Source organism: methanotrophic endosymbiont of Bathymodiolus puteoserpentis (Logatchev), assembly GCF_900128525.1.
Classification (GTDB): Bacteria; Pseudomonadota; Gammaproteobacteria; order Methylococcales; family Methylomonadaceae; genus Methyloprofundus.
In genome coordinates this window covers 17,117-42,495 of the sequence record NZ_FQTQ01000197.1, presented here as the reverse complement: position 1 = coordinate 42,495, position 25,379 = coordinate 17,117, and the positions used below count along the sequence as shown (strand labels likewise).

Below are 25,379 nucleotides of genomic sequence, written 5' to 3'. Positions count from 1 at the left end.
ATGAATATTGTGCTTAAAGTGAATCTGAATCTTGATTTTACGCGAATGTAGAGTAATGAACAATTGCCCAGATGTGTACGCGCTATTTACCCTTGTAATTGTCACGGGTTTCGGGGGTAAAAACAAGAGTTAAGCACAGAGAGTATTCGTGTTTTTCTATGTTTTCTGGGTTATTATTTTAACATGGGACATATTAAAAACTGTAGGGCGCGGCTTCAGCCTGCCTTTATAGTGCTGTGCTACAACTACTTCTAAATGACGTTTTTTTTCAAGACTTTAGAATTACGCAAATGATCGTAATTTTCTTGTAAGGCGTGCGGCAGTTCGTTGAAGTGACTTTCTTGAAAACCACGCTCTTTAAACCAGTGCATGGTTTGTGTCGAGAGTGCGAATAATTGTCGTAGGGAGCTTTGTTTGGCTTTGATGAGTAACCGTTCTAAGAGTTGATTGCCGCGTGCCGCTTTGCGATAGTCGGGGTGTATCGCCATACAGGCAATTAAGCCAACATGGCTGTTGGTTATTTTGTGTAGTGCGGTACAGCCAATAATTAAGCCATCTCGCTCGATAACGATATAGTCATTAATATTAATTTCTAAATGTTCTTCGGAGCGAGCGACCAACAGGCCTTGTTGCTCTAGTGGTGTTATTAACTCTAGAATACCTGGAATATCGTTTAAAGTAGCTGGGCGTATGGATTCAAATTCTGTTGAACTAATTAAAGTGCCGATGCCATCACGGCTAAATAATTCAGTGAGTAATGCACCATCCTCTTTTCTATTTAAAATATGTACGCGATTTACACCGGCTTTACAGCCCTTAATTGCCGACTGTAGTGCATGTTTTGTGCTGAATTTTAGCCGTGGCTCGTGGTCAATAAAGGCTTGTGTTTCGGCAGTGGTCATTTGTGCTATAAGCTGCCCAGACTCGATTGAATGGCAACTTTGCTCGGTCATTAAAATAAGCTTTTCTGCCTGCAAAGTAATAGCAACATCCGTGGCAAGCTGTTCCGCTGATAAATTAAATAAATCACCACTAGGCGAATAACCAACAGGGGAGATAAGTACGACGTGATCTAAATCTAGTTGTTGTTGGATTGCCGTCTTGTCTACATGTCTTACTTTTCCGGTATATTGCAAGTCAATACCATTAATAACCCCTTGAGGCTGGGCAGTCACAAAGTTCCCTGAAATGACACGAATTTTTGCGCCAGACATAGGTGAGTTTGCAACCCCTAGAGAAAGTAGAGATTCAATTTCTACACGAGCTAAACCAGCTGCTTCTTTAACGCATTGCAGGGCAGCAGCATCAGTAATGCGTAGTTGTTCGTGAAATAAAGAAGGTAGGTTTTGCTTTTTGAGTCGTAGATCTATTTGGGGTCGAATACCATGTATTAAAACTAAGCGTATGCCTAAGCTATTTAATAAGGCAAAGTCATGTACTAGGTTGTTTAAGCTAGCATCTAAAATGGCCTCACCACCAAAGTAGATAACAAAAGTTCGATTGCGGTGCGCATGAATATAAGGGGAGGAACCCCGAAACCAGTTAACGAAGGAGCTAGAATTATGCATAAGGGTATAGGGTATGTCGATCTCATGCTCACCCTGAGCATGAGATCGCTTATTAAACTAATCGCTTAGTTGTCTGTTACTGCACCTTCAGAGGCAGAATTTACTAACTTAGCGTATTTGGCTAGCACACCACGCGTATATTTTGGTGCAGGTTGTTGCCATTTAGCTAAACGAGCAGAAATTTCAGTATCGTCCACATGGAGTGTTAGCTTTTTAGTTTCTGCATCAATGGTAATTTTATCGCCATTTTCAATAATCGCTAAAGTACCACCGACATGTGCTTCTGGCGTGATATGACCGACAACAAAACCATGTGTACCGCCTGAAAAACGACCATCAGTAATCAGTGCAACATCTTTCCCTAAGCCTTTACCCATAATGGCAGAGGTAGGTGAAAGCATTTCACGCATACCGGGACCACCTTTAGGGCCTTCGTAACGAATAACAATCACATCACCCTTAACAATATCTCCATTTAAAATTCCTTGTAATGCTTGCTCTTCGGCATCAAAAACCTTTGCTGTGCCGGTAAAGTGTAAACCTTCTTTACCGGTAATTTTAGCAACGGAACCTTGAGCCGCCAAATTACCATATAAGATGACTAAGTGACTGTCTTTTTTAATGGGGTGATCTAATGGCAATATCATATCTTGGCCTATAGGGTAAGGTTTAACGTTAGCTAAGTTTTCAGCTAAAGTTTTCCCCGTTACTGTTAAGCAATCACCATGTAATAAGCCACGCTCAAGTAGAATTTTCATCAGTGGTTGAATGCCACCAATTTCAATTAATTCAGCCATTTGGTAACGACCACTTGGTTTTAAATCCGCCACCATGGGGACTTTTGCACCAATACGTGTGAAATCATCTAGCTTAATATCAACGTTGGCAGCATTGGCCATAGCGATCATATGTAAAACAGCATTAGTTGAACCACCTAAAGCGATAATGACGGTAATGGCATTTTCAAATGCCGCTTTAGTCATAATATCGCTAGGCTTAATGTCATTTTTAAGTAATTCTAAAACCGCTGCGCCAGCGCGTTCACAATCTTTACGTTTTTCATCAGACACGGCGGCTTGTGCAGAGCTACCTGGTAGACTCATACCCATTGCTTCAATAGCAGATGCCATTGTGTTGGCTGTGTACATACCACCACAAGAACCTGCACCAGGAATGGCTTTTTCTTCAATAGCGGCTAATTCAGCATCGTCAATTTGATTATTGGCGCGAGCACCTACGGCTTCAAAAACCGAAACTACATCTAGTTTTTTCTCTTTATGACAGCCGGGTAAAATTGTGCCGCCGTATACAAAGATAGCAGGGCGGTTAAGGCGTGAAATAGCAATCATGCAGCCCGGCATATTTTTATCGCAGCCACCAATAGCAACAACGCCATCAAAACCTTGGCAACCTGTCACTGTTTCAATCGAATCAGCAATAACTTCACGAGAAACTAGTGAGTATTTCATGCCTTCAGTACCCATAGAAATACCGTCAGAAATAGTAATGGTATTGAAGATGACCGCTTTACCGTTGGCATCATTAACACCTTGTGCTGCATTATCAGCGAGCTTGTTAATATGCATATTGCACGGTGTTACCATGCTCCACGTTGAGGCTATGCCAATTTGTGGTTTTTTGAAATCTTCATTTTTAAAACCTACAGCATGAAGCATGGCACGGCTAGGTGCGCGCTCCATACCATCGACAACTTGAGAAGAAAAGGTGCGGGTGTTTTTATCGTTAGCCATATGATTTGAGTCTCTTGATTGCAGAGTGAATAAATGGAAAGTTTTAAGGTTGTATTTATATTTCTTAATTAAAAAGTATCCCAGTTACTAGAGTGCTTACGTTGCCAGCTAATTTTTGGAATAAGTAAACCAAAGAAGATACCAAGAAAAGATAAAATACCACCGTATAGGAACCAATCTTGGCTAGTACTGTCTTCTAATGCTTGTTTTTCTCTTTTAATTTGTTGTAATTCGCGCTCAACATGAACAACGCGTTCTTGTAGCTCAACATTTTGCCGTTTTAGCTGTATGGCATTAGAGGCGGTTTGGCGCAAATCGCTGAGCTCTGTACTGAGTTGATCGCGCTCTTTAGTTAACTCAGCATTGCTGCTTAAAGCACCGGAATTATTTTGTTTTAATTCTTTGAGTGTTGCTTTGAGCTGCTTGTTTTCTGCTTGTAAGACTTCAAGTTCTTTATTCGCTTTTTCTAAATACCACTTACTAATTGGCTTGCTTAGCGTAAAGCGGGTAGGTATGTAGCCGACTACTCCAGAAGATGTTTTCACTTGGCTGTAACCTGTTGCCTTGTTCTCTCCTAATAAAGTAAGGCGTGTCCCGCTGGGCAACATTTTAATAATTTTATGCGAGCTAGATTCTCCGCTGCGTAGTGTAAATTTCATACTATCGGTGACATAAACAGATTTTGCCAACGCAATATGGCTACTGAATAATAAAATAAAACAAACAATGTATTTCACAAAAAAGTCCTGTTACAAAAGGTTAATTACATTCAGTTTAACCAACTTAGGTACACATTAGCAATTCGAGTAATGCTTTTTGTGCATGTAAGCGATTTTCGGCTTCATTATAAATAACGCTTTGTTTTCCATCAATGACTTCAGCAGTAACTTCTTCGCCACGGTGAGCGGGTAAGCAGTGCATAAATAAAGCGTCATCATGAGCGGTATCTATAATGCTTTGATTGACCTGATAGTTTTTAAAGGCGATTTCGCGTTGCTTTTGCTCTTCTTCCTGGCCCATGCTTGCCCAAACATCAGTTACAATTAAATCTGAATCTTTAGCTGCATCTAATGCCTGATTAAAAAGTTGTATCCTTTCACCGCCTGATTTAACCATTTCATTATTAGGAAGATAAGCTTCAGGACTCGCAATATTGAGTTTAAAGTCTAAACGGACGGCTGCATTAATATAAGAGTGGCACATATTATTGCCATCACCGATCCAAGTCACTGTTTTTCCTTGAATATCGCCACGATGCTCAAAATAGGTTTGCATGTCAGCTAATAACTGGCATGGGTGCAATATGTCAGTTAAACCGTTGATGACGGGCACACTGGAATGCTTGGCAAAATCAGTCACTGTCTCGTGGTTATTGGTGCGCAACATAATGCCGTCAACCATGCTAGAAATAACTTTTGCACTGTCTTTAATGGGTTCACCACGGCCTAATTGGGTGTCGCGCGGTGATAAGAAGATAGCGCTACCACCAAAGTGGGTCATACCTGTTTCAAATGAAATACGCGTGCGTGTCGAAGATTTTTCAAAAATCATCGCTAAAACTTGACCTTTTAAAGGTTGAAAGTTCGGGTCGCGCTTATTTTTTAATTCAATAGCGCGGTTAATTAATGCACGGAATTCATCGCTTGATAAATCAAGTAAGCTGATAAAGTGTCTTGGGTTCATAGTATTATTTTTATTGTTGTGTATGACAATTAACTAAAACAGATAATTTGCTGACGAGCAGTTCAATTTGTTCTTTATTGATAATAAGTGGTGGTAATAAACGGATCGTGGTTGCGCCTGTCACATTGATAAGCAGGCCTTCTGCTAAGGCAATCGCAACTAATTCGGTGCAAGGTGCATCGAGCTGAATACCTATCATCATGCCTTTATTGCGTACTTCAAGGACATGCTTGTTATTTTTTAATTGCTCAGTAAAAGCTTGTTGAATGGCGTCACCTTTATCTGCGGCTTGCTGACATAGGTTTTCATTTTCTATGGTATTTAAAACGGCTAATGCAACGCTGCAAACGAGAGGGTTTCCGCCAAAAGTCGAGCCATGTTTGCCTGCTGTTAATAGTGTCGCTGCTTTGCCTTTCGCCATACAAGCACCAATAGGTACGCCATTGCCTAGCGCTTTTGCAAGGGTGCAAACATCAGGAGTAATATTGTTGTGTTGAAAAGCAAACCAAGCGCCAGTTCTGCCGATGCCTGTTTGTACTTCATCTAACATCATTAATAAGTCATGCTGATCACAAAGTTTGCGAATCTGAGTTAGATAGTCAGGAGCCGGGATATTAACGCCGCCTTCACCTTGTATCGGTTCGACTAATACAGCAACAATATTAGGGTTTTGTTGAATGGCTATTTCGATAGCATGAGTATCGTTATAGCTAACGTGGACAAAGCCTTCTAATAAAGGGCTAAAGCCATCTTGTATTATGGGGTTGCCGGTAGCTGATAAAGTGCCCATAGTGCGTCCATGGAAGCTTTTTTGCATAACCAGTACAACAGGGTTAGTAATGTTTTTATTATGACCATATAAGCGAGCAATTTTAATAGCAGCTTCGTTAGCTTCTGCACCAGAATTACCGAAAAATACATTATCCATGCCGCTAAGCTGACAAAGTTTAGTTGCTAGTTGCTCTTGAACTTCTATATTGTATAAGTTAGACGTATGTAGCAAGGTTTTGCTTTGTTTACATAGGGCTTCGTGGATAGCTGGGTGTGCGTGGCCTAAATTACACACAGCAATACCTGAAAGCGCATCTAAATAGCGTTTATTATTTTCGTCCCAGAGCCATGCACCTTCGCCTTTAGTGAAGGTGACTGGCAGACGCCCGTATGTGGGCATGATATGGCTAGTCATAATGATGTGTTTGTTTAAAGCAAAAAGTAAAGCGTGAAAGTGCCTGTCTTTTTGAAAAAAGTGCTGATTATAGTTTTCTAAATTTTAATGAGCAAGGTAAATATTTGATTAAGCGCTTTTTTTGCTAGATAAATCCTGATAAAATTACTAGGTTTTTATTTTATTGAGTAAATATAATGGATGTTATAGACAGAATTAAAGAGCAATTAGCGAGTAACGATGTCATTTTATACATGAAAGGCACGCCTGATTTTCCACAGTGTGGATTTTCTGGGCAAGTTGCACAGATCATGCAGGCATGTAACGCAAAGTATGGGTCCTTTAATATCTTTGAAGATCAAGAAGTGCGTGAGGCATTAAAAGAATATTCTCAGTGGCCAACTTACCCACAACTTTATATTAAAGGTGAGTTAGTCGGTGGTTGCGATATTATTATGGATTTATATAATAAAGGTGAACTACAAAAAATGTTAGCTGCTGCGGATAGTGTGGCTGAATAAATTAGGTTTAAGCAAAGGAATTTAGCAAAAAGGGAGTGCTTGTGTTTGCTAAACAATAAAAAGGGAAGTGTTACTTCCCTTTTTATGCCCATTGTTTTTAACAAACACCGTGTGCTTTTGTTTTAGTTTGTGTAATACCCTCTAAGTTTTCAAAATATTCAACAGCTCGTAGCGTATCTGAAAATAACTTTTCTGCCAGGTCTCGACTGAAGTTTTCTTTGATGACCATGCGTAAAACTACAATTTCATTGGCTTCGGCGGGCAAGGTATAAGCAGGAACAATCCAGCCATTTTTACGTAGTTCATCAGAAATATGGAAGGCGCTGAATTTGGGTGCACCTTTTAGTTTGACTACTACCGTCGGTAGAAAATTACTGTCTGTTAATACTTCAAAATAACTGGAGTCTAGTAGCTTTTGTTCCAGATAGCGAGCATTACTCATGATCGCATCTATAATATTTTGATAACCGCTCATACCTAAACGTAGAAACATATAATACTGGGCTAACAAATTAGAACTACTTTTAGAAAAATTTAAACTGTAGTTATACATTTCACCACCCAGATAATTAATTTCAAAAGGTAGCTCTTTGGGTAAATCGGTCTTATCTCGAAAAATGATAGAACCCATACCGGCATAAACTAGGCCAAATTTGTGATTTGAAACATTGATTGATTTCACCTGCTCCAAGCGGAAATACCAGATAAAATCTGGCTGTACAAAAGGTAGGACAAAGCCCCCACTAGCAGCATCTACATGAATAGGAATATCTCTACCCGTCTGTTTCTTATAACGTAATAATAATTTATTGATGCTTTGTATATCATCAACTTGGCCGGTAAAGGTTGTGCCAAGTACCGCTCCGACGGCAATCGTGTTTTCATCCAGTAGCGGTTCTACATCGCTGGCATTAATGGTAAATTTATCTGCTTGTAGTGGGATAACCCGCATATCGACATCAAAATAGCGCACAAACTTTTCCCAACAGGTATGTACATCGGCACCGAATATAATATTAGGCTGTTGAGTATCTAAGCCTGCTGCTTTTCGAGCTTTACGCCAGGTCCATTTATGCGCTAGCAAACCCAGCATAATCGCTTCTGAAGAGCCAATGGTCGTCACGCCAGTTGGATGGCAATGGTCTGGAATATTGAATAATTCGGCTTCCATATAAATGATCCGGTCTTCAATTATTTTTAGCTGAGGGTATTCATCTTCATCCACTAGGTTTTTGCTTGCCCCTAGTTTCATCAATTCTTCAGCTTCGGGTTCCATCCAGGTGGTGACAAAGGTCGCCATGTTTAACGCAGGATTACCTTCTAGATTCATTTCATCAGCCACGATACGAAACGCAACCTCTGGCGACATGGAATCTGAGGGTATTTTTTTCTTATCTATCGCTAAGGTATTCCAGCGCCGGCCATAAGTAGGCGTTAAATATGAATCACTGTTGAGTTCACGTTTTCCGAAAAGTGATTTAATTTTTTGGGTAATATTCATAATTAATAAAGTTTTCTAGGTTCTGGATTGTGGTGTTTTTTGATAACTTTCTTTTATAAACAACGCGGCAATAAAAGCAATGAGTAAACAAATAACGATAGATGTTAAGGCAAACTGAAAACCGGCTAAGGTAAATGTACTGATATGGGAATTACTATTTGCCGCGCTATGCTGATCTAATAACCAGCCGATCAAAGGCTGAAACAAAGCGCTACCGCCAATAAGCCAGGTATTGGTAAACCCTAATGAGACACCTTCTGCACTATGACGACCAATAGTTGCATTATAGGCATAGGTAATGACATTACCACAGCAAAAGAAACCCAAGGCAAATAATAAGCCAGACACAGCCCATAACGGCAGAGCTGGAACATATAGCAACACCATCATACTTAATAGCCCACCGCCAGAACCTATTAGCATGGGGAGTTTAAAGCGCTGAATTTTATCAGCTAACCAGCCAAAGAAGAAACTACCCGGTATCGCACCGACAAAAATTAGCGAGGTAATACTAGTCGCTTGTACGTAGTTGACACCAAAAGCCGTATGCACAAAATTAGCACCCCATAATGCACCAAAAGCAATAAAGCTGGTGTTAATAGTTGCAGCATAAATACCTGCTAACCAGGCATCACGTTGTGCCAGTAAATAGCGTAGATCAGGCCATATAGCTTGAGTAACACCGGCAGGCTTATTGATTGCATTCGCTGGTTGGTCGCGGACTAAAACAAAAATAATTAATGCCAGAGACCATCCTACGGCAGCAATAATCCATAAGGTTTCTTGCCAACCCAGCTTTTCACCGAGAGCTGCAATAGGTCCTTCACCGCTGATTGCTCCGATCATGCCAATGATATTAGTTAAGCCTACTAAAGTTGCAAAACGATTAGCGGGAAACCAGTTAGCCGCCAGTTTTAAGCAGGAGACAAAGGAGACAAAGGAGAATGCTGCGCCAGCCCCTACCAGCATTCGTGTAATACTAGCTGTGACTGGTGAATCAGACAAAGAAAATAATAGACAGCCTGTACCTGCCACAATAGCTGCCATGGCCAACGGTCGGCGTGGTCCAAACCGATCTACGGTTAAACCAATCGGTATTTGCAATAAGGCATAAGAATAAAAATAACAGGAGGAAATTAAACCAAAAGTAGCTGCATCCGCCTTAAAGGCTATTCTTAATTCAGGGCCTAATGCCGCTGGGATAACCTGATTGATAAAATCAAATAAAAAATATAGTGTGGCAATACCCCACATTAACCAAGGTAGCATAGAGACCTCTTTTATGACTCAGCACATCATACTATTTATTTCCTTAACTTAATAGCAGTGAGGCTTTGCGAAGAAATAAGGGTAATTATAGGGTGAGTTTGTTCGTGAATAAGCGGATGCTGGGCTCCCTACTAGGGCTTATCTAATTCGCTTTGTATGTGAATGAATATTTGGCGACAGGAGTCCTAAGTATTTTATGAGGTAGGGTGGTACGCCAGAACCCAGAGAAGAGCTGAGGCTTGAGGATATGCTGAAAAAGTTAGATCAATATGAGTTACTGATAACCAATGATATCGGTTACAGCAAAAAAAGTGACAGTGTGAAGTGGGTGCAAGGGCGTACAGGGACTTAGCTAAATTTAGTATTTATAATATACTTTTACTCCGCTATGGTCGCACTGTTCGGAAAATTAATCCTCTTCGCTATCTGATTTGAAAATTTTAAACCAAGCCCAAGTAGAGCAGGTTGCACCAATAATCACATAAGCATAGTTAGCGGTTAGTCTAATTAAGGTATTACTTGGATCATGCGCTAGGCTATCTTTAAAGCCTGGAGTGATAAAAAAAGTCCAAAGTAGTGCGGGAATAAAAAATACTAGGAAACCAGTAAAAGCCATATGCACAGGATTCTTTCCTGTATCTGATGCTGACTTGAAAAATAAGACGGTAATGATGATTGCTGCAAGAGTGCCAGGCATAAGATTCTCCTCGATATGTTTTATTTATCATAGCCTGTAGAGCAATAAGTGTCTATGGCGGAGGTAAGACTAGAAATATGTGATATGGAAAAAAGCCGTGAAATTGCTTCACGACTTTATTTTTTGGCTACTTACATTGTCCAACAGTTGTGGCTTCCGGAACTTCTACCAGTGAGCCTGATTTTACATCATAAATATAACCATAAATAGGGATGTCGCTAGGAACAAGAGGGTGATTTCTAATGCGAGTCACATCTTCTAATACACTTGCTGTCTGTTCCTCAATAGTTAACCAATCAATATAATTGCCTTCTGTTGAGCCACTGCCTTCGCAGCAGTCGTGCCAGCCAGTATCATCTACAGATGCTGTTTTTAAGCTAGTTGATAGGAGTTCGCGCATAATATTATCGGTAAAGGTTTCCATACCACAGTCTGTATGATGAATAACAAACCATTCGCGCGTACCTAATAATTTGTATGAAATAACTAATGAGCGGATAGCATCATCACTTGCTCGCCCGCCTGCGTTACGAATAACATGCGCATCGCCTTCGGAAAGGCCTGCGTATTTAGCGGGATCTAAGCGTGCATCCATACAGGTTAGTATGGCAAATTGGCGAGCTGGAGGCATTGCTAAATTAGCTTTATTAAAACCTGCTGTATACTCACGATTAGCCAAAAGTACTTCATTTAATATTTTGCTCATGATGCAACCTTTGTCATGTTTTTTGTTTAAAGAAAGCGCTTACTTGATATGAGATTGAGTCTAGTTTTCTTAACCTAAGTCATTAATCATGACGAGATTTAAACTGTGCTGCTAACTATAATAACAAATAAGCGCTTGTCATTTTGTTATCTCCGGGGTGAATTTTATCGCTTGAATAAGGGTTAAGATAGGGGCTTTATAGTTTATGCTATGTAAACTTATAGTTTATAACGGGGGGGGAATGGATAAATTAAAAAATATGCAGGTTTTTTGTCGTATTGTTGAGTTAGGTACATTTGTAGCTGTCGCTCGGGAAGTGGATGTTTCTGCAATGATGATTAGTAAATATATGCGTAGCCTAGAAAATTCCTTAGGTGTCACTTTAATTAACCGCCAGACTAGGCAGCTGCATGTGACTGAATTGGGACTGAGCTATTATCGTCAGTGTAAGCAATTACTAGAAGATTTGAATGATATTGAAAGTTCAGTGACACAATCAGGGAAAATAGTGAAAGGTGTACTAAAGATTAATGTACCGATTGATTTTGGTGGCCTATATATGGTGCCAGTCATTGATGCATATCAAAAAGAATGCCCTGATGTTGATGTTTTAATGTCACTCAATAATGCCCGCATTAATTTAAGGGCAGGAAATTTTGATATTTCTATTGTTGTTACGGATAAGTTAGATCAGGGAGTGGTTGCTAGGGAGATCGCACAAACCTCTTTATGTACTTACGCATCTCCTAGTTACTTAAAGCAGTATGGGTGCCCAAAAACAGTGGAGGATTTAGAGCAGCATAAGTGTTTGCATTATTTGGATACACCGCATGCTTATGTGTGGGTGTTCCAGAAAGATAATAAGCGTATTGATATACGCCCCAAGTGGTCGTTTGCTTCAAATAATGGGCGAGCTCTATGTCAAGCAGCTGCACTAGGAATGGGACTTATACGAGCACCGGCTTTATCGGTGCGCAGTTATGTGCAATCAGGAGAATTAGTTGAGGTACTAGATTCGTATAAAATCCCAAAATTATCTGTTTATGCTACTTATTTACGGCGTAATTATTATCCCGCGAAAATGAGTACTTTTATTGATTTCTTGGTAAATTACTTTGCTAAATAAAAAAATATTCTATCTATGCTCTTTTGTCGGGTAAGCGCATTGAGAATAGGGGTTTTTTATGGAATAATAGAAAAGTTTTATGTATTGAAGTGCCTCTTAATTTTCGTTTTTTATTGAGATTGAGAGGGTGAACCTCAACTTGTCTGGACAACAGGCTTATTTACTATGCAATTTATTACAAAAGAAGGTTTGGATCTGCCGATTACCGGCACACCCAAACAGACCATTGAAGAGGGTAATCCGGTGTCATCGGTTGCCATCTTGGGGATGGATTATGTGGGCATGAAGCCAAAAATGATGGTCGCGGAAGGTGATAAAGTAAAATTAGGTCAGGCTCTTTTTGAAGATAAAAAGAATCCTGGCGTCATTTTTACTGCACCTGGCGCGGGCACCGTGACGGCAATCCATCGTGGCGAAAAACGCGTATTGCAATCCGTTGTGATTGCCTTAGAAGGCGGTGATGAAGAGTCATTCCAAGCCTATAGCGCAAAAGAATTATTAGACTTAACAGCGGAGCAAATTAAGCAAAATTTAGTCGCTTCGGGCTTATGGACATCTTTTAGAACCAGACCTTATGGCAAAACACCTACTTTAGATGCCGTGCCACGTTCTATTTTTGTGACGGCAATCGATACACGTCCTTTAGCGGCTGATCCTGCGGTCATTATTAAGGAACGTAGTGACGATTTTACTAATGGCTTAGCTATTATTGCTAAATTAACGGCAGGTAAAACTTACCTCTGTAAAGCAACAGGTGCTGATATACCTGCGGGTAATATAGAGTCAGTTGAGGTGGCTGAGTTTGCTGGCCCTCACCCTGCGGGTTTACCAAGTACACATATTCATTTGCTGGATCCTGTTAATGCAGATAAATCCGTTTGGCATTTGGATTATCAATCAGTTATCGCAATAGGCGCTTTATTTGTGTCTGGACGTTTGAATGTTGAGCGTGTTGTTGCTTTGTCAGGTCCTGCAGTAACTGAGCCACGTTTAATTCGTACGCGTTTAGGGGCTAGTACAGATGATTTAGTAAAAGGTCAAACGACTGACGATGAGAATCGCGTTATTTCAGGTTCTGTATTATATGGTCACGAGGCTACTGGCTGGTCAGCGTATTTAGGTAAATTTAGCAATCAAATTTCAGTTTTACGTGAAGGTCGTGAGCGTGAGTTGTTTGGCTGGATTGTTGCGGGTAAGGATAAATATTCTGCAATAAATATTTATACTTCTAGTTGTGATCGTGTTGCTAATCGTTTGTTTCCGTTAACAACCGATAAAAATGGATCTAATAGAGCGATTGTTCCTATAGGTGTTTATGAATTAGTAACACCTTTAGATATTTTACCAACACCTTTGTTAAAAGCATTGGTCGTTGGTGATACGGATCAGGCGCAATTATTAGGTTGCTTAGAGTTAGATGATGAAGATATGTCTTTATATACCTTTGTTGATCCAGGTAAGCATGATTTCGCCCCTGTATTGCGTGCTAACTTAACTAAAATTGAGAAGGAAGGCTAATGTCTGCTAGAGATTTTTTAGATAGTATTGAGCCGATCTTTACTAAAGGCGGCAAACTAGAGAAGTATTACGGTCTTTATGAGATGGTTGATACTTTTATTTATACGCCATCTGATGTTACGCACGGTACAACACATGTACGTGATGGTAATGATTTAAAGCGTACTATGACGTTTGTTGTTATTGCAACGTTCTTCTGTATTCTAATGGCTATGTATAATTCCGGCTACCAAGCTAATTTAGCAATGGAAGCAATGGGGTTAGAAGAGGCAGCGGGGTGGCGTAGTATTCCGATGATGATGTTTGGATATAATCCAATGAATCCTCTGTCTAATTTTGTTCATGGGGCTTTATTTTTTCTACCCATTTATATCGTTACGTTAGCGGTTGGTGGTGTTTGGGAGGTTTTATTTGCAACCGTACGTGGCCATGAAGTAAACGAAGGTTTCCTTGTTTCCTCTATGCTATATACGCTAATTTTGCCGCCTGATATGCCTTTATGGCAGGTTGCACTTGGTATTTCTTTTGGTATTGTGATCGGTAAAGAAGTATTTGGTGGCACAGGTAAAAACTTTTTGAATCCTGCTTTAACAGGTCGTGCCTTTTTGTTCTTTGCCTATCCGGCAGCAATTTCAGGTGATTCTGTATGGGTTGGAGTTGATGGTTTTACTGCGGCAACACCCTTAGGTTTAGCAGCAACAGGTGGGCTTGATGCTGTGCATGCAGCGGGTTATAGTTGGTTTCAAACTTTTATGGGGTTTATGCCTGGCTCAATCGGCGAAACATCGACCTTAGCTATTTTAATTGGTGCAGCATTTTTGTTGTACACCAAGATTGCATCTTATCGCATTATGGGGGGCGTGTTAGTCGGTATGATAGCGACTTCTGTTATGTTTAACATGATCGGTAGTGATACGAATCCAATGTTTTCTATGCCTTTTTACTGGCATTTAACTTTGGGTGGTTTTGCTTTTGGTATGGTGTACATGGCAACAGATCCTGTTTCCGCGGCAATGACGAATAAAGGTCGTTGGATTTATGGTGTTGTTATTGGTGTCATGGTGGTATTAGTGCGTGTAGTTAATCCTGCTTTCCCTGAAGGTATGATGTTATCTATTTTATTCGCTAATATGTTTGCGCCTGTAATTGATTATTTTGTCGTTCAGGCAAATATTAAGAGAAGGATGAAACGTCATGCCTAACGAAAAAAAGACTTGTAAATATATGGCGGGGTTGTGTGAAAAACTAGATAAGTGCGAGCACTACCAAAAATTTGCCAAGTATAGAGATCATATTTTATCGTTAAGTAACGATAGCCTAGAAAAAACTATTGCGATTGCACTGTCATTATGTTTTGTCTGTGCCATTTTAGTTTCTGTTGCGGCAGTTGCTTTGCGTCCTTTGCAGATTGAAAATAAAGCCTTAGATATGAAGAAGAATATTCTTGATGTTGCGGGATTATTGCAAGAAGGGACGGATATTAATGAAGCATTTGCTGAAAGAATTGAGGCTAAACTAGTCGACCTGGCAACAGGTGATTATGTTGATGGTGATGTAGATGCTTATGATCAACGTAAAGCGGCGAAAGATCCTGCGCAGAACGTGGTTTTAACAAAAGACCAAGATCGCGCTAGCATTAGAACTCGCGCTAAAATTGCTAAAGTTTATTTAGTAAAAGAAGGCGATGTTGTTAAGTCTATTATCTTGCCCGTACATGGTTATGGTTTATGGTCAACAATGTATGGTTTTCTTGCTTTAGACGCAGATGGCCAAACGGTGCAAAGTATTAACTTTTATGACCAAGGCGAAACGCCTGGCTTAGGTGCTGAGGTAGTTAACCCTAACTGGCGTGCATTATGGAAAGGTAAAAAAGTCTATGATGAATCCGGTGCGGTTGCTTTAGGTCTTATTAAAGGCTTAGTTGATACATCTAAACCAGGGTCTGAGTTTCAAGTGGATGGTTTGGCAGGGGCAACACTTACGAGTGTTGGTGTTACCAATCTTGTTAAATACTGGATGAGCCAAGAAGGTTTTGCGGCTTATTTAGCTAAAGTAAGAACTAAGGGTTAGGAGTTACTTATGAGTGATACAAAAAAAGTACTGACCGATCCATTGGTCAATAATAACCCGATTACTTTACAAGTATTGGGTATCTGTTCAGCATTGGCGGTTACTTCGCAAATGTCAACGTCATTAATTATGGCGGTGGCATTAACAGCAGTAACAGGCTGTTCAAGTGCGGCGATTAGTTCAATTCGTAATCATATTCCGAGTAGTATTCGTATCATTGTGCAAATGACGATTATTGCTTCTTTGGTTATCGTGGTTGATCAAGTCTTAAAAGCCTTCCTTTATGATGTGAGTAAGCAATTATCAGTTTTTGTAGGTTTGATTATTACTAACTGTATTGTTATGGGGCGTGCTGAAGCTTATGCTATGAAAAACCCGCCGATGGCGAGTTTTATAGATGGTGTTGGTAATGGCTTGGGCTATAGTCTCATCTTGGTTATCGTTGCTTTTTTCAGAGAGTTGTTTGGTTCTGGTAAATTATTAGGTATAGAGATCTTTCCATTAATTAAAGATGGTGGATGGTATGAACCTAATGGCATGATGTTATTGCCGCCAAGCGCATTTTTCATTATTGGTTGTATTATCTGGGTCTTTCGTCAATGGAAGCCAGAGCAAAATGAAGCAGCTGATTTTAAAATTATGGATATTTCTCATGGCGAAGGAGGACATCACTAATGAACGAATATTTAAGTTTATTTATTAAAGCAGTTTTTGTAGAGAACTTAGCATTAGCTTTCTTCTTAGGTATGTGTACCTTCCTTGCCGTGTCGAAGAAAATTTCGACGGCAATGGGTTTGGGTATTGCGGTATTGATTGTGCAGTTAATTACCGTACCTGTGAATAATATTATTTACCATACTTTACTAAAAGAAGATGCGTTAGCATGGATGGGCATTACAGGTGTTGATCTTAGCTTTTTAGCGTTATTAAGCTGTATTGGTATGATCGCGGCATTAGTGCAAATTTTGGAAATGGTTTTAGATAAATTCTTTCCTGCTTTGTACCATGCTCTAGGCGTATTTTTACCGTTAATCACTGTAAACTGTGCAATTTTAGGGGGTAGTTTATTTATGATTGAACGTGACTACGACTTTACTCAGTCTGTTGTTTATGGTGCTGGTAGTGGTTTTGGTTGGGCATTAGCTATCACTGTGATGGCGGGTGTACGTGAAAAACTAAAATACAGTGATATTCCTAAAGGTCTTGAGGGCCTTGGAATCACATTTATTAGTGCGGGTCTGATGTCTCTTGGCTTCATGGCTTTCTCTGGAATCCAACTTTAGGAAGGTATCGTAATGCTAGAAATTGCATTAGGCATTATTATTTTCACGGTGATCGTGATTGCGCTGGTATTTGTTATTATCGGTGCAAAGAGTAAATTAGTTGCCTCTGGAGATGTTGAAATTCTTATCAATGATGAGAAAAAGATTCATGTACCAGTAGGCGGTAAATTGTTAACAGCACTTGCAGATAACGGCTTGTTTGTTCCTTCTGCTTGTGGTGGTGGTGGAACTTGTGCGCAGTGTAAAGTAAAAATCCATTCAGGTGGTGGTGAAATTCTACCGACTGAATTAGGTCATATTACTAAGCGTGAAGCAGCAGAAGGTGAGCGTTTAGCTTGTCAAGTTGCCATTAAACATGACATGAACATTGAAGTTGAAGATAGTGTCTTTGGCGTTAAGAAATGGGAGTGTACGGTTAAATCAAATCACAATGTTGCGACGTTCATTAAAGAGTTAGTCCTAGAATTGCCAAATGGTGAGAGGATTGATTATGAAGCGGGTGGGTATATTCAAATTGAATGTCCGCCACATGTCGCTAAATATCAAGACTTTGATATTGAAGAAGAATTTCGTGATGAGTGGGATAAATATGACTTATGGCGATATACTTCTGATGTGAAAGAGGATACATTACGTGCTTATTCAATGGCTTCTTATCCTGAAGAAAAAGAAATCATGTTAAATGTACGTATTGCTACACCGCCACCAGGAGCGCCTGATTCAGTACCGCCAGGTATTATGTCATCATATATTTTTAACCTGAAACCAGGGGACAAATGTGTTATATCTGGCCCTTATGGTGAATTCTACGCGAAGAAGACTGATGCAGAAATGGTCTTTATTGGTGGTGGAGCTGGTATGGCACCGATGCGTTCGCATATCTTTAATCAGTTACGCACTGTCAAAACCAATCGTAAGATGACGTTTTGGTACGGTGCACGTTCTAAGCGTGAAATGTTCTATGTAGAAGATTTCGATATGTTAGCGCGTGAAAATGACAACTTTGAGTGGCATGTAGCGTTGTCTGATCCGTTACCAGAAGATAATTGGGATGGTTATACAGGTTTTATTCATAATGTCTTGTTGGAAGAGTTTATTAAAAATCATCCAGCACCAGAAGATTGTGAATACTATCTGTGTGGGCCTCCAATGATGAATTCTGCGGTAGTCAATATGTTGATAGAAAATGGTGTAGAGCCAGAAAATATCATGCTAGATGATTTCGGTGGTTAAGTAGTCCTTTTGTAAGGAATATAAGGAGGGTGACTGAGTTTCAGTCACCCTTTTTTAATGCTATTAGTTAGCCCAGATTTTTTGAATTTAGATTTATAAACAATGCATATTTGAGCATGATGTTTAGTCTTTACTGTTCAATTCTTTACAAAGAATATCAAGGTTAATCACTATTTTCGAAGGCTAGGCTAGGAATGCACATTTTATAAAATCTGAAACCTAGATCATATATAGTATTGCCAGTCTACTGCGGGTTGACAGTGTTTGCGGATATGATTGAATCTTGATTCCTTAAGCGCTATCTGATGTATGGGTCAAAATATGTTACAAAAATTATTTAAACGAGAATTAGGTTTTTACTTAATATTTGTTTTTTTATTATCAGGCTGTGAAAATATCACGCCTCAGAAATATCCTTTTGTTTATTCAGGGGCTATTATGGGAACTCGCTTTTCTATTAAAGCAACTCATATACCTGAACAGGCTAGTGTAGAAAAATTACAACAGTTAATCCTAATGCGTTTACAGGCGATTAATCAGCGCATGTCAACCTATCTAAAGGATTCAGAATTATCGTTATTAAATACTTTATCAAGCACAGAGCCGCAAATTATCTCGGCTGAGCTCTATAAAGTACTTGATACTGCACAAAATATTAGTCAATTGTCGGGTGGGGCATTTGATATTACGGTTGGACCTTTAGTGAATTTATGGGGTTTTGGGCCAGATATTATGCTTTCTCAAGCCCCTAAGCCAGAAGCAATTAATCAGTTATTGGCACAAACGGGTTATACTAAGTTACAGTTGCATAAACAAGATTTAATGGCGACTAAAGAGTTAGCAAGTTTATCCATGGATTTATCAGCTTTAGCTAAAGGTTATGCTGTTGATGAAGTGGCTAGAATACTGGAAGAGCAGGGAATTAAAGATTATTTAGTGGAAATTGGCGGTGAAATTCGCTTAAAAGGCAATAATTTACAAGGTAAAAAGTGGCGCATTGCTATAGAAAAGCCTACTATTAACAAAAGGGAACTAGAAAAAGTGGTTGCTATTACTGATACCGCAATGGCTACTTCAGGTGATTATCGGAATTTCTTTGAGCAAGAGGGACAGCGGTTTTCACATACTATTGACCCAAGAACGGGATATCCCATTAGTCATAAATTAGCATCTGTCACTGTATTAACTGAGACTTGTATGCTTGCAGATGCATGGGCAACTGCATTTATGGTGCTAGGTCCAGAGGAGGCTTATAAAATGGCTGAGCAACAACAGTTAGCCGTATTTTTTATTATTAAAACAGAACAAGGTTTTGCTGAGCGTGCAACGCCTTTATTTACAGAATACACAAAGGTAAAACAATGATTTATTTTTTAGTTACATTTGCATTTATGGTTCTTGTTATCGTTGTTATGGCGGTAGGTGTTATTTTTGGCCGTAATGCCATTAAAGGTTCTTGTGGTGGTAAGGGAGCCGCAGATTGTATTTGTGTTGAAAAATGTGATAAAAGAAAGAAGCAGGATGCGGAGGCTGAAGCAAGCGCAGGTTAATTATAATTAATAAGGATCTACGCTATAGAACGATTGAATTATAAAAATAATAATGGGGAAGTTATGTTAGCAAAAATCACAGTAGCAGATTATATGACCAAGAATTTAGTGAAATTAACTAAAGATATGAATGTTGTCGATGCGGTTAAGGTGATGCTAAGTCATAAAATCACAGGTGCACCGGTTATAGATGAGCATAATAACTTGGTGGGCATGTTTTCTGAAAAGGATGCCTTAAGAATGGTTGTAGAAACTGCATATAATCAGAGCAGTGCAGGGCGTGTCTCTGAGTTTATGACAGAGGAGGTTGTCCATGTTGCAGCGGATATGAGTGTGGTGGATTTAGCAGTCCAGTTTCAAAACTCTTCGATACGTAGCTTTCCTGTGTATCAGGATAAAAAATTAGTTGGCATTATTAGTCGAACAGATGTATTGCGTGCTATGGTCAATAGCGCCTAATTTTCTGTGCTTGGATTATTGACGGGGCTGTATAAAGCTTTAGTCACAGGGTAACAGAGAAGAGCTGTATGCGCTGTGTTTAAAGGTCTGTTTATTAAATTAGCAATGTTTTTGATGCTTTGCCTGCCTGTTCTTTGACTAGTTTCGGCACTAAATAACCTGGCAAATTATTTTGTAATTGTTGGTGTATTTTTAGTGCCGTTGCTTGTTTTACTTCAAAGTGTGCCGTTCCGGTTGCTTTATCTAACAAATGTAAATAATAGGGTAATATTCCGCAGTTAAATAAGCGCTCGCTTAGGTTCTGTAATATATTTACATTATCATTAATATCTTTTAATAAAACCGATTGATTGAGTAAGGTAATATTTTGTTTCTTTAATGCGAAACATGCTGTTGCAACGTGTTCGCTTAACTCGTTAGCATGGTTGCAATGTGTTACTAGAATGATAGGCAGCGGAGCATTATTTAAGATACCAATTAAATTATCAGTCATGCGGGCAGGGAGGACGATAGGAAGTCGTGTATGAATACGGATACGTTTAATATGTGCTATTGCTGCGCATTGGTGAATTAAGGACTCTAATCGTTGATCGTTTAATAGTAGAGGGTCGCCGCCACTTAGAATCACTTCATGTATGTCTTTATGATCTTGTAAATATTGTAGTGCTTTTGCCTCTTTTTGTTTATTTAGTTGTACTTCACTATAGGGAAAATTACGTCGAAAGCAAAACCGGCAGTTAATGGCACAGCCGCCAGTGGTAATAAATAAAACGCGCCCTTGGTACTTATGAATTATACAGCCTTCAGTTAATGCAGATAAATCACCTACAGGATCACTGCTATAGTCAGCTTGTTGAATGAGTTCATTAGCATGAGGTAAGACTTGTTTGAGTAAGGGGTCATTTAAGTTGCCCTTTTCCATACAAGCGGCATAACTTAAAGGCACGCGCATAGCGAAATCTTGTTCAGCAAGAGTGGATACTGAGTGAGTATTGATATTCAGGTAATGCAGCAGCTCACTGGGTTTTGTGAAGGCCGCGGCTAATTCCGTTTGCCAAGTTGGAGTGTGTGGGGACATAGAGTAAATGCAAGGATTTTTTTAAATTGATTCTGGACAGATTTATCAATAAAGCCAGACTATATTCTGCAGAAATGATTGGATGCAAGGTATAATAGCAAAGTTTTTAATTATATAATTAACTGAGGGTAAAATGGCGAGTTACAGTACAAGTGAGTTTAAAGCAGGGATGAAGATAATGTTGGATTCTGATCCTTGCGCCATTATTGAAAATGAATTTGTTAAGCCAGGGAAAGGTCAAGCCTTTAACCGCGTTAAAATTAGAAATTTAAAAAATGGGCGTGTTATTGAACGTACATTTAAATCTGGTGAATCTGTGGAGGCGGCTGATGTTGTGGATATAGATATGCAGTATTTATATCATGATGGTGAATTTTTTCACTTTATGCAGCTAGATTCATTTGAGCAATTTCAAGCCGATGAAAATGCGGTCGGGGATGCTAAATTATGGTTAAAAGACCAAGCAATGTGTATTGTTACTTTATGGAATAATGCGCCAATCAGTATCACCCCTCCTAACTTTGTTGAATTGGAAGTGACAGATACTGATCCTGGATTAAAAGGTGATACTTCTGGTGGTGGTGGAAAGCCTGCGACTTTAGAAACTGGCGCTGTTGTTCGTGTGCCTTTATTTGTACAAATTGGTGAGTTACTTAAGATTGACACGCGTACTGGTGAATATGTTTCACGTGCTAAAGCATAGTGAGTCTAAACTGGCAGCCTAGCTGTTCGCTGGAGCTTATCCAATTAAGGGCTAAATTATTACATGAAATTAGAACTTATTTTTATGTTAATAATGTGCTGGAAGTTGAAACGCCATTGCTTTGCCATTCGGTGGGAACTGATCCTTATTTAGAGTATTTTACGAGTCACTATTCGATACCCAGTAGGGACTATTATTTGCAAAGTTCTCCAGAGTTTGCCATGAAGCGTTTGTTGGCTGCTAATACTGGCTCTATTTATCAAATCACTAAAGCTTTTAGAAATGGTGAATCAGGGCGCTATCATAATCCTGAGTTTACCCTGCTAGAGTGGTATAGAACTGGCTTTGATTTGCAGCAATTAATGGATGATGTCGAGAGCTTATTAACCCCCTTATTAACAGTTGAGTGTTGCTCAGGTAAAGCAGAGCGCATTACTTATGTTGATGTTTTTAAAAATTATACAGGGTTAAATGCTTTGCAGTTTGATGCGGCTGAGTATCAAGCATGCGCTGACAAATTGGGTTTTCCTGAGGCTACTCAGCTCTGTGCTTTAGATCATGCCGCATGGTTAGATTTTTTATTTAGTCATGTGGTGCAACAACATTTAGGGGTAGCTCGATTGTGCATGGTATTTGATTATCCTGCTTGTTTACCTTCTTTGGCGCGATTAAAATTAAATGATACTCGTGTAGTAGAGCGTGTCGAACTATTTATTGATGGGGTAGAGCTTGGCAATGGATTTTTTGAATTAACAGATGTTAATGAGCAAATTAGACGTTTTGATCAAGATATTATGCATAGAAAAAATAATGGGGCAGTAAAAATTGACAAGGATGAGCGATTTTTAGCAGCACTGCACAGTGGCTTACCTGATTGCTCCGGTATTGCCATTGGTATTGATCGTTTATTGATGATAATAAGTCAAAAAAGCGCAATAGATGAGGTCTTGGCATTTCCGATTGAGAATGCTTGATAGGCCTAGTTTTTGTATTGATTACTGATTTTTTTTGCTATTAACGTATACATGAAATTTAAATTTTTATTCTCACTGTTGTTTGTTTTGCTATCAATTTCCTCCGTGGTACACAGTGATGAAACTGGCTTTGTCGTCAAAGATATACAAGTAAGTGGCTTGCAGCGTATTTCTGTTGGCACGGTATTTAATTACTTACCGGTTAACGTAGGTGAAACGCTATTAAATAAAGATATTGCACCTGCAATCAGAGCTTTATTTAAAACAGGTTTTTTTAAAGATATTACCTTGCAACGTGAAGGTAATGTTTTATTAGTGATTGTGCAAGAGCGTCCTTCAATTTCTGAAATAAATATTGAAGGTAATGAGGATTTAAGTACAGAGGATTTGTTGACGGCACTAAAAACCATTGGTTTGTCAAAAGGTAAGGTATTTAACCGACAAATCTTGGATAAAGTGGAGCAGGAGTTAATGCGTCAATACTTTAGTCATGGAAAATACAGTGTAAAAATTGATACAGAGATTCTTGAGTTAGAAAGAAATAGAGTTAATATTAGTATTAATATTTCTGAAGGAGCGGTGTCAAAAATAAAATCAGTTAATATTGTTGGTAATAAAGTTTTTGCTGAAGATGATCTATTAAAATTATTTGAATTACAGACTTCTGGATGGTTATCTTTTTATACTAAAGATGATCAATATTCAAAGCAAAAGCTAGGAGCTGATTTAGAGCGATTACGTTCTTATTATCTTGATCGTGGCTATATTAATTTTACGATTAAGTCGACACAAGTTTCAATGACCCCAGATAAAAAGGATATTTACCTTACGATTAATATTAAAGAAGGAGATTTATTTACTCTAGATAAAGTTAAGTTAAGTGGTAATTTAGTTGTAGATCCAGAAGAATTAATAGCTCTGCTACAAGTAGGCCCTGGTGAAATTTTTTCGCGCAAAGCGGCGACACAAACATCTAAAGCAATCTCTGACCGGCTAGGTGAAGAAGGTTATGCCTTTGCGAATGTTAATATGGTACCTGATATTCATAATGATGAAAAATTAGTCGATATGACATTTTTTGTTGATCCTGTCAATCGTGTTTATGTGCGCCGCATTGGTCTACAAGGTAATACCAAGACACGAGATCAAGTTTTACGTAGAGAAATGCGTCAAATGGAAGGAGCCTGGGCCTCATCAACTAAAATTGAACGATCTAAAGCACGTTTAAATCGCTTGGGTTATTTTGAAAATGTCGGCATAGAAACGCCGGTAGTGCCTGGAACGCGCGATCAAATGGATTTGAATTACTCTGTGACTGAAAAGTCATCAGGTAATTTAATGGCAGGTATTGGCTATTCGCAAACTCAAGGGGTGATTTATAATGCCAGCATTACTCAAGACAATATCTTTGGTTCAGGCAAGCGTGTCAGTATAAACTTCAATAAAAGTAATGTTTCGACACTGTATAGCTTAGGCTTTACTAATCCCTATTTTACTCGGGATGGAGTGAGTCTTGGTTATAATTTATTGTATAAGTCTACGAATGCTAATCAAGCTAATATTTCCAATTATTTGACAGATGTCATTAGTGGCGGTGTCAATTTTGGTTTTCCCATTAATGAAAATCAGCGCTTGAATTTGGGTTTTAATATTAAGCATACAACACTTAAGGAGGGTGTTAATCCACCGCCGGAATTGCCTGTTTGGATTAATGCGAATGGAGATAAATTTTTAACGTTGCCTCTTTCCATCGGTTGGGTGCGTGATACCTTAGATCGCCCTACTTTTCCGACAAATGGAAGTCAGCAGCGACTTTCCGGTTTAGTGGCTCTCCCAGGTGGAGATTTAACCTATTTCAAAGTGAGTGCAAAAGATCAGCATTATTTTAGTGTTGCCAAAGATTTAGTCTTTAAAATCATGGCTTCAGCAGCTTATGGTGATGGTTTTGGTAGTACGGATCAATTACCCTTTTTTGAGAACTATTTTGCTGGTGGTGTAAATTCAGTGCGTGGTTTCAGAGACAATACGCTGGGGCCAAGAGACCACTGTAATGGAACTTGTAGCCTCACAGATGGTAATACACCACGGCCGTATGGGGGGAATTTTAAAGTATTAGCTAATACAGAGCTTATTTTCCCGGTTCCTTTTATGTCTGATATAGATTCTATACGCTTAAGTGTGTTTTTTGATATGGGGACGGTGCAGGGGCCTTATATACAGTATCATGCAGATGACCCTACTTGTACACCTAGTGATACGTCTTGTTATACTCGATTCAACTCAGGTATTTCATTTGGTGATTTCAGGTATTCAACGGGTGTTGCCGCACAATGGCTATCACCTTTTGGTGCTTTGCAGGTGAGTTATGGTATACCGTTGAATGATAAGCCAGGCGACCAACTGCAAGCATTCCAGTTTAGCTTTGGCTCGCAGTTTTAAAAAAAATCACTAGGGGGTAAGTGAAATACTCTCTCACTGCTAGATATGCAGTATAATAAATAACTAGGTTTTGTTCTTTTGAATA

Annotated in this window: 24 protein-coding genes; 14 read left to right on the top strand and 10 right to left on the bottom strand. The window is 39.2% G+C overall.

From position 1 onward, the window contains the following. Positions 1-251: 251 nt before the first annotated feature. The 5 genes from argA to BQ7314_RS14480 form a co-directional block, all read right to left on the bottom strand. On the bottom strand, positions 252-1,568 hold the full coding sequence (gene argA / locus BQ7314_RS14500; protein WP_174484406.1) for an amino-acid N-acetyltransferase: 1,317 nt from the start codon (positions 1,566-1,568) through the stop codon (positions 252-254). A gap of 65 nt (positions 1,569-1,633) precedes the next feature. Beyond that, positions 1,634-3,319, bottom strand: coding sequence for a dihydroxy-acid dehydratase (gene ilvD, locus BQ7314_RS14495; protein WP_174484405.1), 1,686 nt, complete (start codon positions 3,317-3,319; stop codon positions 1,634-1,636). Positions 3,320-3,387: 68 nt separating this feature from the next. After that, positions 3,388-4,056, bottom strand: a complete 669-nt coding sequence (locus BQ7314_RS14490) for a TIGR04211 family SH3 domain-containing protein (RefSeq protein WP_245395018.1) — start codon at positions 4,054-4,056, stop codon at positions 3,388-3,390. Positions 4,057-4,102: 46 nt separating this feature from the next. Beyond that, entirely contained in the window at positions 4,103-5,002 is a 900-nt protein-coding gene (gene argF / locus BQ7314_RS14485; RefSeq protein WP_174484404.1) for an ornithine carbamoyltransferase, read from the bottom strand. A 10-nt stretch (positions 5,003-5,012) separates the two neighbouring features. Beyond that, positions 5,013-6,188 (bottom strand): acetylornithine transaminase, encoded by a 1,176-nt coding sequence (locus BQ7314_RS14480; RefSeq protein WP_174484403.1) that lies wholly within the window; start codon positions 6,186-6,188, stop codon positions 5,013-5,015. 176 nt (positions 6,189-6,364) lie between these two features. Between BQ7314_RS14480 and grxD the strand changes: the two genes are divergently transcribed. Next, the gene (gene grxD / locus BQ7314_RS14475) at positions 6,365-6,688 is read left to right on the top strand and encodes a Grx4 family monothiol glutaredoxin (protein ID WP_174484402.1); all 324 of its coding nucleotides are present in this window, start codon (positions 6,365-6,367) and stop codon (positions 6,686-6,688) included. A 97-nt stretch (positions 6,689-6,785) separates the two neighbouring features. Here grxD and gad read toward each other — a convergent pair whose 3' ends face one another. The 4 genes from gad to BQ7314_RS14455 form a co-directional block, all read right to left on the bottom strand. Next, a complete protein-coding gene (gene gad, locus BQ7314_RS14470; protein WP_174484401.1) occupies positions 6,786-8,189 on the bottom strand; it encodes a glutamate decarboxylase in 1,404 nt (467 codons plus the stop codon). A 15-nt stretch (positions 8,190-8,204) separates the two neighbouring features. After that, positions 8,205-9,458 (bottom strand): MFS transporter, encoded by a 1,254-nt coding sequence (locus BQ7314_RS14465; protein ID WP_174484400.1) that lies wholly within the window; start codon positions 9,456-9,458, stop codon positions 8,205-8,207. 409 nt (positions 9,459-9,867) lie between these two features. After that, a complete protein-coding gene (locus BQ7314_RS14460; RefSeq protein WP_174484399.1) occupies positions 9,868-10,155 on the bottom strand; it encodes a hypothetical protein in 288 nt (95 codons plus the stop codon). 127 nt (positions 10,156-10,282) lie between these two features. Next, complete coding sequence (locus BQ7314_RS14455) at positions 10,283-10,861, bottom strand: beta-class carbonic anhydrase (RefSeq protein ID WP_174484398.1); 579 nt, start codon at positions 10,859-10,861, stop codon at positions 10,283-10,285. A gap of 241 nt (positions 10,862-11,102) precedes the next feature. On the opposite strand from BQ7314_RS14455, the gene BQ7314_RS14450 reads away from it, so the two are divergent. The 10 genes from BQ7314_RS14450 to BQ7314_RS14405 all read left to right on the top strand — a co-directional run bounded on the left by BQ7314_RS14450 (position 11,103) and on the right by BQ7314_RS14405 (position 20,100). Next, entirely contained in the window at positions 11,103-11,987 is an 885-nt protein-coding gene (locus BQ7314_RS14450) for a LysR family transcriptional regulator (RefSeq protein ID WP_174484397.1), read from the top strand. A 165-nt stretch (positions 11,988-12,152) separates the two neighbouring features. Continuing rightward, a complete protein-coding gene (locus BQ7314_RS14445; RefSeq protein WP_174484396.1) occupies positions 12,153-13,505 on the top strand; it encodes a Na(+)-translocating NADH-quinone reductase subunit A in 1,353 nt (450 codons plus the stop codon). Beyond that, entirely contained in the window at positions 13,505-14,707 is a 1,203-nt protein-coding gene (locus tag BQ7314_RS14440; protein WP_174484395.1) for an NADH:ubiquinone reductase (Na(+)-transporting) subunit B, read from the top strand. The genes BQ7314_RS14445 and BQ7314_RS14440 overlap by 1 nt, the downstream gene beginning before the upstream one ends. Further along, complete coding sequence (locus BQ7314_RS14435) at positions 14,700-15,575, top strand: Na(+)-translocating NADH-quinone reductase subunit C (protein WP_174484394.1); 876 nt, start codon at positions 14,700-14,702, stop codon at positions 15,573-15,575. The genes BQ7314_RS14440 and BQ7314_RS14435 overlap by 8 nt, the downstream gene beginning before the upstream one ends. Before the next feature lie 9 nt (positions 15,576-15,584). Next, the gene (locus tag BQ7314_RS14430) at positions 15,585-16,250 is read left to right on the top strand and encodes an NADH:ubiquinone reductase (Na(+)-transporting) subunit D (protein ID WP_174484393.1); all 666 of its coding nucleotides are present in this window, start codon (positions 15,585-15,587) and stop codon (positions 16,248-16,250) included. Further along, positions 16,250-16,858, top strand: coding sequence for an NADH:ubiquinone reductase (Na(+)-transporting) subunit E (gene nqrE, locus BQ7314_RS14425; protein WP_174484392.1), 609 nt, complete (start codon positions 16,250-16,252; stop codon positions 16,856-16,858). The genes BQ7314_RS14430 and nqrE overlap by 1 nt, the downstream gene beginning before the upstream one ends. A 12-nt stretch (positions 16,859-16,870) precedes the next feature. After that, positions 16,871-18,091, top strand: a complete 1,221-nt coding sequence (nqrF, locus tag BQ7314_RS14420; protein WP_174484391.1) for an NADH:ubiquinone reductase (Na(+)-transporting) subunit F — start codon at positions 16,871-16,873, stop codon at positions 18,089-18,091. 321 nt (positions 18,092-18,412) lie between these two features. Continuing rightward, entirely contained in the window at positions 18,413-19,456 is a 1,044-nt protein-coding gene (locus BQ7314_RS14415; protein WP_174484390.1) for an FAD:protein FMN transferase, read from the top strand. Continuing rightward, entirely contained in the window at positions 19,453-19,641 is a 189-nt protein-coding gene (gene nqrM / locus BQ7314_RS14410) for a (Na+)-NQR maturation NqrM (RefSeq protein ID WP_174484389.1), read from the top strand. The genes BQ7314_RS14415 and nqrM overlap by 4 nt, the downstream gene beginning before the upstream one ends. Before the next feature lie 63 nt (positions 19,642-19,704). Further along, a complete protein-coding gene (locus tag BQ7314_RS14405) occupies positions 19,705-20,100 on the top strand; it encodes a CBS domain-containing protein (protein ID WP_174484388.1) in 396 nt (131 codons plus the stop codon). A 94-nt stretch (positions 20,101-20,194) separates the two neighbouring features. Here the strand turns inward: BQ7314_RS14405 and epmB are convergent, their stop codons facing one another. Further along, a complete protein-coding gene (epmB, locus tag BQ7314_RS14400; RefSeq protein WP_174484387.1) occupies positions 20,195-21,178 on the bottom strand; it encodes an EF-P beta-lysylation protein EpmB in 984 nt (327 codons plus the stop codon). 133 nt (positions 21,179-21,311) lie between these two features. Between epmB and efp the strand changes: the two genes are divergently transcribed. The 3 genes from efp to bamA are packed head-to-tail and all read left to right on the top strand — an operon-like array spanning position 21,312 to position 25,294. After that, positions 21,312-21,881 (top strand): elongation factor P, encoded by a 570-nt coding sequence (gene efp / locus BQ7314_RS14395; RefSeq protein ID WP_174484386.1) that lies wholly within the window; start codon positions 21,312-21,314, stop codon positions 21,879-21,881. Beyond that, entirely contained in the window at positions 21,881-22,855 is a 975-nt protein-coding gene (epmA, locus tag BQ7314_RS14390; protein WP_174484385.1) for an EF-P lysine aminoacylase EpmA, read from the top strand. Before efp ends, epmA begins: the two co-directional genes overlap by 1 nt. Before the next feature lie 51 nt (positions 22,856-22,906). After that, a complete protein-coding gene (bamA, locus tag BQ7314_RS14385) occupies positions 22,907-25,294 on the top strand; it encodes an outer membrane protein assembly factor BamA (RefSeq protein ID WP_174484384.1) in 2,388 nt (795 codons plus the stop codon). Positions 25,295-25,379 lie beyond the last annotated feature (85 nt).

Excerpts from the sequence above, each read along its gene's own strand:
- BQ7314_RS14445 (WP_174484396.1), top strand. The coding sequence starts at position 12,153 with ATGCAATTTATTACAAAAGAAGGTTTGGATCTGCCGATTACCGGCACA.
- epmB (WP_174484387.1), bottom strand. The coding sequence starts at position 21,178 with ATGTCCCCACACACTCCAACTTGGCAAACGGAATTAGCCGCGGCCTTC.
- BQ7314_RS14435 (WP_174484394.1), top strand. The coding sequence starts at position 14,700 with ATGCCTAACGAAAAAAAGACTTGTAAATATATGGCGGGGTTGTGTGAA.
- BQ7314_RS14460 (WP_174484399.1), bottom strand. The coding sequence starts at position 10,155 with ATGCCTGGCACTCTTGCAGCAATCATCATTACCGTCTTATTTTTCAAG.
- nqrF (WP_174484391.1), top strand. The coding sequence starts at position 16,871 with ATGCTAGAAATTGCATTAGGCATTATTATTTTCACGGTGATCGTGATT.
- efp (WP_174484386.1), top strand. The coding sequence starts at position 21,312 with ATGGCGAGTTACAGTACAAGTGAGTTTAAAGCAGGGATGAAGATAATG.
- nqrE (WP_174484392.1), top strand. The coding sequence starts at position 16,250 with ATGAACGAATATTTAAGTTTATTTATTAAAGCAGTTTTTGTAGAGAAC.
- gad (WP_174484401.1), bottom strand. The coding sequence starts at position 8,189 with ATGAATATTACCCAAAAAATTAAATCACTTTTCGGAAAACGTGAACTC.
- BQ7314_RS14415 (WP_174484390.1), top strand. The coding sequence starts at position 18,413 with ATGTTACAAAAATTATTTAAACGAGAATTAGGTTTTTACTTAATATTT.
- BQ7314_RS14480 (WP_174484403.1), bottom strand. The coding sequence starts at position 6,188 with ATGACTAGCCATATCATGCCCACATACGGGCGTCTGCCAGTCACCTTC.
- BQ7314_RS14455 (WP_174484398.1), bottom strand. The coding sequence starts at position 10,861 with ATGAGCAAAATATTAAATGAAGTACTTTTGGCTAATCGTGAGTATACA.
- bamA (WP_174484384.1), top strand. The coding sequence starts at position 22,907 with ATGAAATTTAAATTTTTATTCTCACTGTTGTTTGTTTTGCTATCAATT.
- BQ7314_RS14450 (WP_174484397.1), top strand. The coding sequence starts at position 11,103 with ATGGATAAATTAAAAAATATGCAGGTTTTTTGTCGTATTGTTGAGTTA.
- argA (WP_174484406.1), bottom strand. The coding sequence starts at position 1,568 with ATGCATAATTCTAGCTCCTTCGTTAACTGGTTTCGGGGTTCCTCCCCT.
- argF (WP_174484404.1), bottom strand. The coding sequence starts at position 5,002 with ATGAACCCAAGACACTTTATCAGCTTACTTGATTTATCAAGCGATGAA.
- ilvD (WP_174484405.1), bottom strand. The coding sequence starts at position 3,319 with ATGGCTAACGATAAAAACACCCGCACCTTTTCTTCTCAAGTTGTCGAT.
- BQ7314_RS14405 (WP_174484388.1), top strand. The coding sequence starts at position 19,705 with ATGTTAGCAAAAATCACAGTAGCAGATTATATGACCAAGAATTTAGTG.
- grxD (WP_174484402.1), top strand. The coding sequence starts at position 6,365 with ATGGATGTTATAGACAGAATTAAAGAGCAATTAGCGAGTAACGATGTC.
- BQ7314_RS14465 (WP_174484400.1), bottom strand. The coding sequence starts at position 9,458 with ATGCTACCTTGGTTAATGTGGGGTATTGCCACACTATATTTTTTATTT.
- BQ7314_RS14440 (WP_174484395.1), top strand. The coding sequence starts at position 13,505 with ATGTCTGCTAGAGATTTTTTAGATAGTATTGAGCCGATCTTTACTAAA.
- BQ7314_RS14430 (WP_174484393.1), top strand. The coding sequence starts at position 15,585 with ATGAGTGATACAAAAAAAGTACTGACCGATCCATTGGTCAATAATAAC.
- nqrM (WP_174484389.1), top strand. The coding sequence starts at position 19,453 with ATGATTTATTTTTTAGTTACATTTGCATTTATGGTTCTTGTTATCGTT.